Origin of the sequence: Bradyrhizobium sp. NC92, assembly GCF_025200865.1 — a bacterium.
Classification (GTDB): Bacteria; Pseudomonadota; Alphaproteobacteria; order Rhizobiales; family Xanthobacteraceae; genus Bradyrhizobium.
In genome coordinates this window covers 5946586-5960097 of the sequence record NZ_CP104171.1, presented here as the reverse complement: position 1 = coordinate 5960097, position 13512 = coordinate 5946586, and the positions used below count along the sequence as shown (strand labels likewise).

Sequence of the window (13512 nt, the reverse complement as noted above, 5' to 3'; positions counted from 1 at the left end):
CGCCTGTTGCCTACGGATGAGGGACGATCTGGTAGGGCGTGGTGTAAGGCTCGACGCGCAGCGAGGCATTGGCCAGCAGCCCGATCTTGGCTGTCGGCGCCTGCTGTAATTCGCCGTTGGGCCCACGATGCACGTTGTATTGCCAGACGGTGAGATCGCCCTTCTGTGCCAGCGCGTGTGCAACGGCGCTCGCATCGGTGCCGCCGAGCGCCTGAAGCTCCTCCGCCGACAATCCGACGACGATTTCGTCCTTGATGGTGATGATCTTGAACAGGTTCATCTTGGTCTCCTGCGCCCATGCGCCTTGTGTCGAGAGGGTGAGCAGAGCGACTGCGGCGCCCTTGATGAGATCGCAGCGAGAAAGCATGCCGTCGTCCTTTTGGTGCTGACGCGCGCCCAAATCGAAGAGTTTTCAGCCATGGCGCCCGTATCTGCGTGGCCGTGCCGCAACGGCTTGGTCGCTCGCGCCTGGACGGCGGTTCACGGTGGGTCGGCCGCAAGATCGACTTTCATGCGCTTAACGCAACCGCCGGGACCGGATTCAACAAATGCGTGTATACTGCCGAAGAATCGCCAATTCGTGCGCGCCAACGTGCATTCACATCGGAAACACGACGAAACGCTGTGCCTGATTGACGGTCACGAGTTGCTGTGTGCGTGACTGATGCCGCTTCTTGACGCAGGTGAGTGACGGCGATCGATATTCCTGTTATCCGGAATCGCCGTGGCGCGATGCAGACCAAGCATCGCTATACTGCTTGCCGGAAGGGTTGTTACTTGGCATAGTTGCAACCGCATGGTTGAGGCCGTCGTTTGGTGCGGTTCAGCGTGCAACCCGACCGGTCCCCTCGGCCGAACATTCGTCGCGAGGGGTCTGTCGTGGCGTCCGGTTCTCGAGCGGATCACGAAGGCCGATGCTTGTCATAGGTGCGAGATGAAAAACCTCAATTTCGCGGCTGAGCTGCATCTCAAGCTCGGTGTGCCTGCAAGCAGCACTGTCGAAAGTCTGCGCCTGCTCCGCGCCTTTCTGAAGCTCGCGCCGCGGCAGCGTTTCGAAGTGATCAAGCTGGTCGAAGATCTCGCCACCGAAGAAGCTCTACCCGAGCACCCCTTGTCCTAAAGTCCGGCTGCGCGCCGGTCCCAGGCCGTTTCCCGACCCTTTTCCTGCCAGAGCAGGGCTCCCGGACGTCGTTCCTCGGAAGGCTGGCGGCTGGATGGCGGTCAGGCAAATGTGGTATTCAGACGGAAAAAGGGAGGAGTGCGACTATGATCGAACCGAAAATCGAAGTTCCGGCCGAACTGCGTGACTTGGCCGAGAAGACGATCGACCAGGCGGAAAAGGCCTTCGGCATGTTCTTTGAAGCGGCGACCAAATCGATGTCGTCCGTTCCGGGCGCGGGGACGGAGGTGTCCAAGCAGGCGCTGGCCTTCACGGAGCAGAACATGAAGTCGGCCTTCGAGCATGCGCGCAAGCTGGTGCATGCCACCGACCTCCAGGAGGCGATGCGGATCCAATCCGATTTCCTGCGCAGTCAGTTCACCAGCGCCGGAGATCACATGCGTCAGATGACCGGCAGTCTCATGCAACCCGGCAAGGGCAAGTCCTGATTTTCGGCGTGTGTACACGTGCCCACAAATTGATCTTGTGTGGCGTGAATATCCGCGCTTCGATACTGGCGCAGGTCCATGACGGGCCACCGAATGATCTCATTCGCCGTCCGTCATCCTTTCTGCTGATCCCTGCCGGTTCACCGGCAGGGATTTGCATTTGTAGCCCTTCGTGTAGCTTGGCATGTGCTGAGGCGTGATTTTGGGAAAAGCGCTGCACGGCTTGTGCGAGCCCGGCGTTCCGGCCCGATCATGCATCTAGCGCAGCGATGCGATGTAGGCCGCGATATCGCCGGCTTCAGTCCGGCTCAGGGGAAAATTCGGCATCTTCGGGTGCGGGTCGAGCAGGAAGAACGCGAGCCTTTCCGCACTGAAGTCCGGCTTGCGCGCAACCGATGCAAAGGAGGGGACGTCGGCGCTCGCCTGGGTCTGTCCGTTCGCCACGACGTGGCAGCTCGCGCACCAGCGCTTGGCGAGGTCGGCACCGTGATCGGCATCAGCGCCGAGAGCGGACGACGTGCCGACGCCGGAGACCAGGCCAAGCAGCAGGAAAACTCGTCTCACATGCCGGAGCATCGGGCATTCTTTCTGCATTCGCTTGCGGCCGCCGCGCTCATCCGCAGCAGGATCCTGGAAACTGCGAGAGATCAATGCGGGCGGCGATCGACCGCAGCAACCTGCGGGTCGAACGATAAAGATGCCGCATGAAGGCCGGCATTCTTGCCGCGGGCAGGCCAAGACCATTCGAAACAAGGCTCTTCGAAACAAGGCCCTTCGCATCAAGACTTTCGGTATAGTGCGACACGTGTCTCTCCGACGCCATGAGGCTTTCTACCGTGCCGTCTTGGAGCCGCCTTGATCTGCCGCAAAGCGGACCCGCTAATAGTCAGCCGGATTCATGATCATCGGGCTCTTCGTATCCGCCGGCGCGAGCGCGCTGCTGGTGCTGTCACGCAGGAAGCGGTCGAGCGTCTCCTGGATCTTCTCCTTGACCGAGTTGGGACCGCGGTCGCTCATCTCCGTGTGCTGTGCGCCGGTGTGGATGATATCGATGCCGCGCGCCTTGGCCTCTTCCGGCGTCGGAAGCACGCCGGGGTCCGTCACGAAGTGCGGGTCCTTCGAGCGGAACGACAGGATCTTCATGTGGTCGCTGACCACGAAGGGCACCCGCAGATTATCCAGCGTGATCACCTTCGACACCAGTTCGGGGTGCTGATGAGCGACGTACATCGAGACATCGCCGCCGTTGGAGTGGCCGACGAGGGTGATGTGGTCGTATTCGACGTTCTCCTGCTGTTTCTTCAATTCGCCCAGCACGAAGAGAATGTTGGCTTCGGCGCGGATGTAGACCTCGCGCCGGCCGACATATTGCTGACCGACCTGGGTCATCAGCGGGGGATCGCTCGGCAGGTCCTGCTGGATGCTGGCAACCAGATAGCCTCGGGCGGCGAGCGCATTGGCAAGGAAGGAATATTCGGTCGCCTTGACGGTGTTGCCATTGCTGATGACGGCGAGGGGGAGCTTCCAGAGGCCGAGATTGGCCTTGGTCTCATGGTCGCGTCGCACGGCGATCTCGACCGCGACCGGCCGCTGGCGCGAGGCGTCGAAGAGGGCCAAGGTCTCGTGGCGGATCGCGAACCGGCTGACGACGAAATACTGCCCGATGCCAAGGACGCAGAGAAACGCCAGGGCGGCAAACACCTTCTTCATGGTCTGTCTCAAATCACCTTTGCCTGAACATGGTCATCGGGAACCCCCGGTCGAGCGATCGTGAGCAAGGTTAGAGGATTAAATTTAGGCAAGTCTGCGGGCAAGACCGGGAAAAGCCGGCAAGCCGGGGCGATCGCCCGAAGAACGGGGTGGCTAGAGACAGCCAGCCTTGCCGCGCTCGGGGCAGAGCCGGAGTGCGCTCGACAGCGTGAAAACGAAGCGTGGGCTGCGACGCTCGTTGTCCGGCGCCCGGTAGCTCAGGGGGACGGCCACGCCGAAATCGGCCTGGAGGTCGTCCGGCAGGAAGAAGCGCACACCGGCTCCGGCCGATGTCAGCGACAGCCCGTCGCTCAGGCGATAACCGTGGTTCCAGACGGCGCCGGCATCGCCAAAGGCATAGAGCTGATAGCCGGTCCAGTAGCGGAAATTGAGCTTCTGGTCGAAGCGCAGCTCGAGCGAGCCGGCCAGGCCGTTGTCGCCGCTGATCTCGGCTGCGCCATAGCCGCGGCCGAAGGCAGCGCCGCCGAGATAGAATTGCTGCGAGGTGAACAGTGGACGCGACGCCGTCTGGCTCGCCGCAGCGAGCTTGAGCGACCAGGCATCGTTGAGTGTCTGGTAGCGCGTGAACCAGAGATTCAGCACCGAGAAGTTCGACGATGCGCCATCGCGTGACAACAGATCGTCGTCGAAATGCGAGGCGCCAAAAATGTCGAGGCCCTGGCGGAAGGTCAGCGTCGCCAGATTGGTGCCGCCAAGGGGATCCTGCAGCCGGTAGTCGGCCGTCAGGCTCGCGGTCCTGATGTGGTCGTTGTACCAGGGGCCGTAAATGTCGTGCTCGGACACATTGCTGAAGGTGCCTGCCACAGTAAGCGTCAGCCCCGAGGATTGCGACATGAAGGGCACGGTGCTTGCCCGCACCTCGAAAGCTTCTGTTGTGGTGATGTCGCTGTCGAGCCGGCGCATATCGCCGGGCTGTACAGCGCTGTACAGGACGGAAGCGCCGAGGCGGATACCGTCGACGCCGACCGGCGCATCGTACGACAGGCGTGCGAAGCCGAGCTGGCGCGGATCGTTGGCAATAGTCGACAGGTTGATCGCCAGAGTATCGCCGGGCGTGAGGTAGGAGTTGAACGCGCCGGTGGCGTAGGTTTGCCAGGGACCAACCGACGAGGATCCGAGATTGTCGAGGCCGAACGAGGAGAAGACGTGCCAGGTCTTCAAGGAGACGGTCAGGCGGAAGCGGCCCGTCGTACCGCCGATCTCCTCGAGCGCAGTGTCGGTGATCCGGACGCCGGGCCTGCCATTGATCAGAAAGAGCTGGCGTTCGAGCGTTGCCAGCCGCGACGGTTGTTCGGCCAGAACCGGCGCCAGCATCGGCCTGACGCCGAACTGCTCGGCACCGTCGCCTTTCAGCTCGGCCTGAACAATGGCGCCTTCGAGCACTTGAATCCGGACTCGGCCGTGCGCGATGTCCTGCGGTGGCACGATGGCCCGGCTGAGATGGAAGCCGGCTGCGCGGTAGAGGTCGCTGATGGCGCCTGCGATCGCGACCAAGTCCGCCTGCGAGACCTTCCGGCCGAGATAAGGCTGGTAGATCGCGGCGATGCGATCGGGGGAAATGGCATGGGCGCCGCTGACGCTGACGCCGCGCAGCACGAATTGCGGCTTGGTATCGCCGCCGATGGTGGGCTGTCCGACGCTCGGCAATCGGACCGGCGGCCGGCCGAGCGATTCCTGCTCGGTCTGGTTATCAAAATATTTCTCGGGCTGGCGTGGATCGAAACCCGGCTGGTTCGCCTGTTGCGCGAGTGCCGTTGGAGTTGTCGCGAAAATTGCTGCCAGCGAAACCAATGCGGTAAGGAGATGCCGTCTCTCACCGCGCGCAGCGATCCTATCTCCGTAGTTCAACGGAGGATCTGCGACGGGGCGGTAAGGTCTCGTTAGAGGCATGATTTTTCTTAGTTTTTTATGGTCAACGATTGGTTAATTCGGCCGCGCGGCTGGCCGCTTTCCGATAATCCTATCTTGAGTGATTTCGGATACCCCTCAGGCCTGGCTTGAAACGCGGGGCTGAGGATCATCATGTTCGGCAAGGTTGGAATGCGGCGGGCCCTGGCGGCGGCGCTGATCCTGGGAACGGCCTCCGGTGCATTCGCGGCGGACGACGGTGTGTGGTCCGTCAGCAAGTCCACGGGCGAGGTCTGGCTTGCAACGAACGGCGCCCAGCAGGTGTCGTTGACCCCGGAAGGAACGCTGAAACCTGGCGACACCATTCGCACCGGCCGCAACGGGCGCGTACTCCTCGTCCGCGGCGAGGAAACGATCCTGATCTCTCCCAATTCGGTGGTGGGCCTGCCGGCCGAGAAGAAGGACGGCCTGTCGACCACCATCGTCCAGCAGGCAGGTTCGATCCTGCTCGAGGTCGAGAAGCGCAACGTCAAGCATTTCGAGGTCGAGACCCCCTATCTCGCCGCCGTGGTCAAGGGCACCCAGTTCAGCGTCACGGTCGGTGCCGGCAGCACCAAGGTCGGCGTGCTCCGCGGCCAGGTCGAAGTCTCCGATTTCAAGACGGGGCAGATTGCACAAGTGATGCCCGGACAAGCGGCCACCGTCTTCGAACACGGCAAGCCCGGTCTCAGCCTGAGCGGTGCGGGCACGTTCAATCCGATCGAGCAGGGCAAGCCCCGCGCGCCCACGATCGAGCGTGTCCCGGTGCCGAAATCGGGCCTGTCGGCGCCGCGTCATGCTGCCAATGGCCATGCCATCCATGCGCTCGGTCCGATCGACAAGGGCAACAAGACGGCCGGGGCGCCGAAGCCGTCGCAGCAGGCGGCTGGTGGTCACGCCGCCAAGGCCGGCGTCGTGCGCATCTCGAGCGCACTCGGCGAGGTCAAGCTGAATGTCCACAAGGCCACGCGCGGGCTCGCCCACGGCGCCGTGGCACCCGGCCAGGTGCGCAACGCGAATGCCAGCGCGAGCGGAGAGACGGTCTGGAGCGACAACAAGACCAGCGCGATCGCCCCCAACAGCGCGAATGAGACTGCCGCAACGCCTGGCGCTGGCAGCTCGTCGAACCCGGGCGCTGCGATAGCTGCAGCGGCAGCCAATAACGGAAACGGCGGTGGCAACGGCAACGGCGGGAACGGCAATTCCGGCAACGGCAATAATGGCAATGGCGGTAACGGCAACAACGGCAATAACGGCAACAACGGCGCCACCGGCAACGGCTGGCACAACAGCGGCAACAGCGGTTTGAACGGCGGCGGTTCCGGCAGCAATGGTCACGGTCGCAACCGGCATTAAGGCGGTCTGCTAGGGGAAGAGGGGGCGCGCCCGCAGGCAAGCGGGTGCGCGGGAGGATCGGGTGAAACGCTACAGGCCGCATATTCTCGTCGTGATCGCGCTCGCGGTGGTGCTGTCCACGGGCTGGCACGCTGCGCTTCGCAATGCGCTCACCGACCTTCGATTCAAGTGGCAAACGCGTGCGGCCAGCGGCGACATCGTCGTGGTCGGCATCGATGCGCCATCCATCGACAAGATCGGGGTGTGGCCCTGGCCGCGATATCTCCATGCCGAGCTGCTGCAAAGGCTGGAAGCGGCGGGAGTGCAGGATGTTGCGTTCGATGTCGATTTCAGCACGCCGTCGGACCCGGCCTCGGACGAGGCGTTCGCCAAGGCGTTGCGGGACGCCGGCGGCTCGACGATCCTGCCATCCTTCAAGCAGCCGACGCCGAAAGGCGGCCCGGCCCACGTCAACCGGCCGCTGAAGGCATTCGGCAACCAGTCGTGGCCGGCCGTCGTCAATGTCGCGATCGAATCCGACGGGCTGGTTCGCCGCTATCCGTTCGGCGAGAAGCTCGGCGACGCGTTCATGCCTTCGATGGCCGTCGTGCTGGCGGGACAGGACGCCAATCGGCGGCCGCCCTTCCTGGTCGATTTCAGTATTCGTGCGGCTTCAATTCCAACCGTCTCCTATGTCGACGTGCTGCGCGGTGATCGCGCCACGCTCGACAGGCTGAAAGGCAGGAAGGTCATCATTGGCGCCACGGCGCTCGAGCTCGGCGACCGCTTCAGCGTTCCGAACGGCAGAATCGTCTCGGGGCCGGTCCTCCAGGCACTCGCCGCTGAATCGATTCTTCAGAACCGGACGCTGCGCTGGACCTCCGACATCGGCATGGTGCTGGGGCTGGGCGCGATCTGCCTGCTGATGATGTATTCGTGGCGCCGCGTCGCACCGGGACTTCGCGTCGCAATCCTGATCGCAGCCGGGGCGGCGGTCGAACTGGCCGCTCTGCTCGTGCAGGCAACATCGCCCCTGGTCATCGATACGTCGCTGTTCCACATCGCGATCATCGCTTACCTGACGGCAATTGCGCTCGACGAAATCGACTTCCGCAGCCTGCTCGGACGCATCGCCGAGAGCCGCTTTCATCGCATCGCGATGTCGCTCGGCGACGGACTGGTCTGCACCGACGAGGATCACCGGATCACGGTCTGGAATCCCGGCGCCAGCGCGATCTTCGGCTACATGCCGGCCGAGATCATCGGCCGCCCGTTCGAAACGCTGTGCGCTCCGCCGGCGGACGGCGGTGCAAGACCGTCCATGCACGATGCCGCGCGCGAGGCGCTCCTGGTTCCAGGCGGCGCCGTCGTCGTCGAATTCGAGGGCCGGCGCAAGAACGGGGAAACCTTCCCGGTCGAGGCGAGCTTCTCGGGCTGGCAGGGAACGGACGGCTTTCAATACGGAGCGATCCTGCGCGATATTTCGGTCCGCAAGCGTGAAGCCGAACGGATTCGATATCTCGCCGAGCATGACGCGCTGACGGGACTTGCCAACCGGAACATGCTGCATGTGGGCCTCACCGATCTGATCGCCGCGGCGGAGCGGCGGTCTTCCGGCGTCGCGTTGCTCGTGCTCGGGCTCGACGGCTTCCAGGAGATCAACAACATGCTCGGGCACTCGGCCGGCGATCTCGTGCTGCGCGCGGTCGCTGAGCGGCTCCGGAGCGAAGTCGACGGCAAGGCGATCATCGCCCGGCTCAGCGGCGACGAATTTGCCATCGCGATCGACTGCACTGACTTCGGCGAGCCGGTCTCGGCGTTCGCCGAGCGGATCGCGCGCGCGTTCGAGACCCCGCTCGCAGCGGGCGCCCGGCAGCATCGCGTCAGGATCAGCGTCGGCGTCGCCGTTTATCCCGACGGCGGGCAAAAGGCCGACGATCTCCTGAGCAATGGCCACCTGGCGCTGAGCCGCGCGAAGACGACGCGGCGCGGAAGCCATGTGGTGTTCGAAGCCACGATCCGGCAGGAGCTCGAGAACCGGCTGACGCTGGAGCGCGAGCTGGCGCTTGCCGCCGACCGCTGCGAATTCGAGCTGTTCTACCAGCCGCAGGTTCGCCTGCTCGACGGCAGCCTGGTCGGAGCCGAAGCGCTGATCCGCTGGCGGCATCCGGTGCGGGGCTACGTCTCGCCGGCCGAATTCATGCCTGTCGTCAACACCTCGGCGCTGTCGGAGCGGATCGCGAACTGGGTGATGGAGACCGCCTGCCGTCAGGCGCGGGCCTGGGAATTGTCCGGCAACGATGTGCGCGTCGCGATCAACCTGTCACCCTCGCAGCTTCAGTCCGGCGATCTCGCGCATTCGGTCGCGGCGCTGCTCGAAGCGACGGGGCTGACGCCGTCGCTGCTCGAGATCGAAGTCACCGAGGACATCCTGCTGCATGACGAACGCCGCGTGCTCGAAATGTTCAAGAGGATTCAGGAGCTCGGCGTCCGGATCCTGTTCGATGATTTCGGCACCGGCTATGCGAGCCTGAGCTATCTCAAGAAGTTTCCGCTCGACGGCCTCAAGATCGACCGGTCGTTCGTCTTCGGTCTTCTTTCGAATTCCGACGACGCTGCCATCGTCGGCTCGACCATCGGCCTCAGCAAGCAGCTCGGTCTCACGGTCGTCGCCGAAGGCATCGAGAACCGCGCAACGGCCGACCTCCTGGTCAGCATGGGATGCGAGGAAGGGCAGGGATATTTCTTCGGCCGTCCGATGCCCGCCGAAGCATTCGAAAAGCAGTTCCTGGCCGCGGAGCTCGCCACCGTCAGCGCCGCCTGAGCGGGCGGCTTTCGCCTGCGCGACTTGCCGTTGTGGATCGTTGCCGAGCTACTCTCGAAGAGCGGAAACGTCTGCTTGCCGGCGATGAGACGATCAAGGCGAAGCAGCCCGCCAAGGCAGCTTTTGACCCTGGCTGTGTGAAAAGCCGCGAGTCGGTTACGATTCCTCCGTTTCCTAATGGGGGGATACGGATGGGACGCTTCGTTGAAGGCGCGGACAGATCCCAGCTGACGCTCTTGCCGGAATGTCTGGAGGATTGGGTAGACGAGGGCAACGCGGTCCATGTGATCGACGTGTTTGTCGAGGCGCTCGACCTGCATGGAATGGGATTTGAGCGTGTGATCGCCAAGGAGACGGGCCGGCCTTCCTATCATCCGGCAGTCCTTCTGAAGCTTTACATCTACGGTTATCTCAATCGGGTGCAATCCAGTCGCCGCCTGGAACGTGAGGCGTGCCGCAATATCGAGGTGATGTGGCTGATCGGCCGCCTGGCTCCCGATCATAAGACGATCGCCGATTTCCGGAAGGACAATGGTGCGGCGCTTCGGAAGGTTTGTGCGAAGTTCGTTGCGCTATGCCGGCAAATGGGCCTGTTGCAGACCCCAAGCGTCGCAATCGATGGCAGCAAGTTCAAGGCAGTGAACAACCGCGATCGCAACTTCACACATGCCAAGATGGCGAGGCGGATGGCGCAGATCGAGGAAAGCGTCGGGCGATATCTGCGTCAACTGGATAGCGCCGATCGGCAGGAGCCATCGGAAGCGATCAGCATCAAGACAACGAGGATTAAGGAAAAGATCGCTCGACTGAAGCAGGAGATGGGCCGCCTGGAAGTGCTCGATGCGCAGATGCGCAAGACGCCGGATCAACAGATATCGCTGACCGATCCGGATGCCCGTTCGATGGCCACCAGTGGACGCGGATCGGGTGTCGTCGGCTACAATGTCCAGGTCGCGGTGGACACCGAACACCATCTGATTGTTACGCATGAGGTCATAAACGTCGGCAATGACCGTGGGCAGCTTGCTCGGATGTCGAAGCAAGCCAAAGAAGTGCTCGAAGTGGACAAACTCGAGGCGGTCGCCGACCGTGGCTACTTCGACGGAGAGGAGATATTGGCCTGCAAAGAGGCTGGCGTTGCAGTCACGCTGCCCAAGCCCATGACGTCGAACGCCAAGGCGGAGGGTCGGTTCGGCAAACAGGACTTCGCCTATCTACCTGACGAGGACGTCTACCGCTGCCCGTCCGGCCAGGTGCTGCCCTATCGCTATACCAACATCGAGCATGGAATGACGCTGCGCCGTTACTGGTCGACAGCAGCGTGCCAAGGCTGCGCAATCAAGAGCCAATGTACGCCGTCCAAGGAGCGCCGCATCACACGCTGGGAGCATGAGCATGTGGTCGAGGAGGTCCAGAGACGGCTCGATTCCGACCCCGACGCCATGCGGAGGCGGCGCGAGACGGTCGAGCATCCCTTCGGCACGATCAAGGCCCGTATGGGGGCGACCCACTTCCTGATGAAGCGCCTACGGAACGTCGCCGCCGAAATGGCGCTGCATGTTCTCGCCTATAACCTCACACGGGTGATGAACATCGTCGGCAAACCGCGCCTGATTGCAGCCATCCGCGCCGCCTGAAGCCCGGAAAGTGCGTCCAAAAGCGCAATACCGCGTCGCGATACCTACTTTGGCCGGTCATTGGACGATCCGACGCGAGAACATCGGCCGCCTGCAATGATTGGCGACCCACGGCCGCGTGCCGACCATCCGTTTGCACACAGCCAAGACCCTCAGCGGACCTAGACCCCTGCCAAAAGACGGTTGATCTAAGTCAATGGCCGGCAGCCGTTCGCGTCAAATCTTCAGGCATGAATGAGCTCCAGCCAGAAAAACGTGCGGCCCCCAAGCCGACGCACTTGGAAGAGGCTCGACGTGTTATCGAGGAGTACATTGCCAATCTGCGCGAGATCATCAAGAAGCTCCGCCAAAAGATGAATTAAAGGCCGCTTGGCTTCGGCAGTTAGCGCCCGGCGTTGTGTCGTGCCCGATTTCGTCCGCAATACGACTATTGGTCGCGGGTAAGACTGCTTGGGCCGAATTGTCTGGAGCCCTTCACAAGTTAAAATTGCACCGGCGCTGCATTCCTAGGGGGACGTTGTATTCCACAGGGAGGCGACAACGATGATGAATGCCGTCAGATGCTTCGCAGCCATCGCTGGCTGCGCCGTATTGCTGCTGCCGCACTTCGCAACCGCCCAGACCCCAGGTCCGATTCCATCATCATTGGTCACGGCCGACAAGATCGAGTCGCGCATCGGCGTGCTCGAGTTCAAGGACGGGGTCCCGAGCAAGGCGACCGCCGACAAGCTCTTCGACAATCTCGACTTCACCTATGCCTATCGCGCGTTCATGGACAACATGCGCGGCGTCAGCATCCATGCGCTGCGCGAAGGTCTGCGAAGCGTCGGCGTCAAGGAGAACGAGGTGATCGTCTTCTCCGACCTGATGGATGCCAAGTCGCTGTTCCTGACGGCAAACGCCGACACCATCTACGTTATGGGCTACCTCGATCTCAGCAAGGGTCCCGTGGTGGTGGAGACTCCGCCCAAGTTTCTGGGCACCGTGCAGGACGCCTGGTTTCGCTGGATCATTGATCTCGGCCTGCCCGGCCCCGACCGTGGCGAAGGGGGCAAGTACCTGATCGTGCCGCCGGACTACCAAGGTCATCTGCCGGACGGCGGATACTTCATCGGCCGTGCCCGCACCAACACCATCCTGTGGTTCGGCCGCTCGTTTCTGGAGGATCACAAGGATCCGAAGCCGGTCGCCGAGACAATCCGTAAGTTCACCAAGGTCTACCCTTACGAGCCGGGCGGCGTGGGCACGCCGATTTCGGACTTCCTGGCCGGCAAGGCCAAGCTGGGGCGGGTCACCGCACCGCCGGCGACGGTGTTCCATGAAGGCAGCGGCAAGGTGATGAATACCCTTCCGCCGAACGACTGGACCTTCTACGACATGCTCAACGAGGTCGTGCAGAAGGAGCCGGCGACCTCGCTCGATGCAGAACTGATGGGGCCGATCGCCGCAATCGGCATCGTCAAGGGCAAGCCGTTCGCACCCGATGCACGCATGAAGAAGATCATGACCGAGGCGCTTGCGCTCGCCAACGCGACCTCGCGTGCCCTGTTCATGGTCCCGCGCGATCCGAGCTGGTTCTATTATCCGAACTCATCGTGGTTCAACTTCCTGTTCGTGAGCGGTTACGAGTTCGAAACGCCTATCCCGGAGATCACGCGCGAGGGAGTCAAACCCTTCCCGACCACCGGCTACCGTACCATGGATGCGCGCACCAACTTCTTCTACGGAGTCACCGGCATCACGCCTGCGATGGCGATGCGCCTGCCCGGCATCGGCTCGCAATATCTACTCGCGATGACCGACGCCGAGAAGAACGCTTTCGACGGTGCCAAGACCTACAAAGTGACGCTGCCCAAGGGCATCCCGGAAGAGAACTTCTGGTCGTTCACGGTTTACGACAACATGACTCGCTCGATGCTCGACACGCCGCAGCGCTATCCCCGCGCCGGCAGCCAGAGCTACCCGTCGCCGGCTGCAGATGCGGATGCCGACGGCTCCACCACCATCTACTTCGGTCCGACACAGCCCGCAGGAGTGAAGCGCGGCAATTGGATACAAACCGACCCGAAGAAAGGCTGGTTCGTGATCCTGCGCCTCTACAGCCCGCTTGAGCCGTTCTTCACGAAGAGCTGGCGGCTGAGCGAAGTCGAGCAGGTGAAGTGACATGCGCCGGCGGCAGGCATAACCAATCGCCTGCCGCCACAGGCTGGACGAGCGAGGCTGGCAATTGCCGCTTAGGAACCATCGAGAGGAGGGGCACATGGCACCTAATTGGTCGGCTGTACTGTACGTCCCCGCCTTAGCCGCGGCTTTCGCTTTCAGCGGATCCACTGGGCTGGCTGCCCAGGAGGACGTGCAAAGTATGTTAGCTGCCCAGATCCGCTTGCAGGGATTCGTCTGTGACAAGGCGATTGGTGCGAAGAAGGACGCGAAGCGCTCAAGACCTGATTA

General features: G+C 62.6%; 11 protein-coding genes. 6 read left to right on the top strand and 5 right to left on the bottom strand.

The window, feature by feature from the left end; all coding sequences use genetic code 11:
- Positions 1-10 precede the first annotated feature (10 nt).
- A complete protein-coding gene (locus N2602_RS28140) occupies positions 11-367 on the bottom strand; it encodes a hypothetical protein (protein WP_260380119.1) in 357 nt (118 codons plus the stop codon).
- A gap of 567 nt (positions 368-934) precedes the next feature.
- On the opposite strand from N2602_RS28140, the gene N2602_RS28135 reads away from it, so the two are divergent.
- Together N2602_RS28135 and N2602_RS28130 are read left to right on the top strand one after the other, a co-directional pair.
- Complete coding sequence (locus N2602_RS28135) at positions 935-1120, top strand: hypothetical protein (RefSeq protein ID WP_025037658.1); 186 nt, start codon at positions 935-937, stop codon at positions 1118-1120.
- A 146-nt stretch (positions 1121-1266) separates the two neighbouring features.
- Positions 1267-1608, top strand: coding sequence for a phasin (locus tag N2602_RS28130; RefSeq protein ID WP_036007681.1), 342 nt, complete (start codon positions 1267-1269; stop codon positions 1606-1608).
- A gap of 258 nt (positions 1609-1866) precedes the next feature.
- Here N2602_RS28130 and N2602_RS28125 read toward each other — a convergent pair whose 3' ends face one another.
- The 4 genes from N2602_RS28125 to N2602_RS28110 all read right to left on the bottom strand — a co-directional run bounded on the left by N2602_RS28125 (position 1867) and on the right by N2602_RS28110 (position 5268).
- Entirely contained in the window at positions 1867-2184 is a 318-nt protein-coding gene (locus N2602_RS28125) for a cytochrome c (protein WP_260380118.1), read from the bottom strand.
- A gap of 37 nt (positions 2185-2221) precedes the next feature.
- Complete coding sequence (locus tag N2602_RS28120) at positions 2222-2413, bottom strand: hypothetical protein (protein ID WP_260380117.1); 192 nt, start codon at positions 2411-2413, stop codon at positions 2222-2224.
- A gap of 74 nt (positions 2414-2487) precedes the next feature.
- On the bottom strand, positions 2488-3318 hold the full coding sequence (locus N2602_RS28115; protein WP_212255348.1) for an alpha/beta fold hydrolase: 831 nt from the start codon (positions 3316-3318) through the stop codon (positions 2488-2490).
- 153 nt (positions 3319-3471) lie between these two features.
- A complete protein-coding gene (locus N2602_RS28110) occupies positions 3472-5268 on the bottom strand; it encodes a ShlB/FhaC/HecB family hemolysin secretion/activation protein (RefSeq protein ID WP_260380116.1) in 1797 nt (598 codons plus the stop codon).
- A gap of 132 nt (positions 5269-5400) precedes the next feature.
- Between N2602_RS28110 and N2602_RS28105 the strand changes: the two genes are divergently transcribed.
- From N2602_RS28105 to N2602_RS28090, 4 genes are all read left to right on the top strand, one after another.
- Positions 5401-6621, top strand: a complete 1221-nt coding sequence (locus N2602_RS28105) for a FecR family protein (RefSeq protein WP_260380115.1) — start codon at positions 5401-5403, stop codon at positions 6619-6621.
- A gap of 61 nt (positions 6622-6682) precedes the next feature.
- Positions 6683-9424 carry an EAL domain-containing protein gene (locus N2602_RS28100; protein ID WP_172785492.1) on the top strand — a complete coding sequence of 914 codons (2742 nt, stop codon included), beginning with the start codon at positions 6683-6685 and terminating at the stop codon, positions 9422-9424.
- Positions 9425-9615: 191 nt separating this feature from the next.
- On the top strand, positions 9616-11061 hold the full coding sequence (locus N2602_RS28095; RefSeq protein WP_260379597.1) for an IS1182 family transposase: 1446 nt from the start codon (positions 9616-9618) through the stop codon (positions 11059-11061).
- A 546-nt stretch (positions 11062-11607) separates the two neighbouring features.
- Complete coding sequence (locus N2602_RS28090; protein WP_172785675.1) at positions 11608-13224, top strand: DUF1254 domain-containing protein; 1617 nt, start codon at positions 11608-11610, stop codon at positions 13222-13224.
- The last annotated feature ends 288 nt before the right edge of the window (positions 13225-13512 follow it).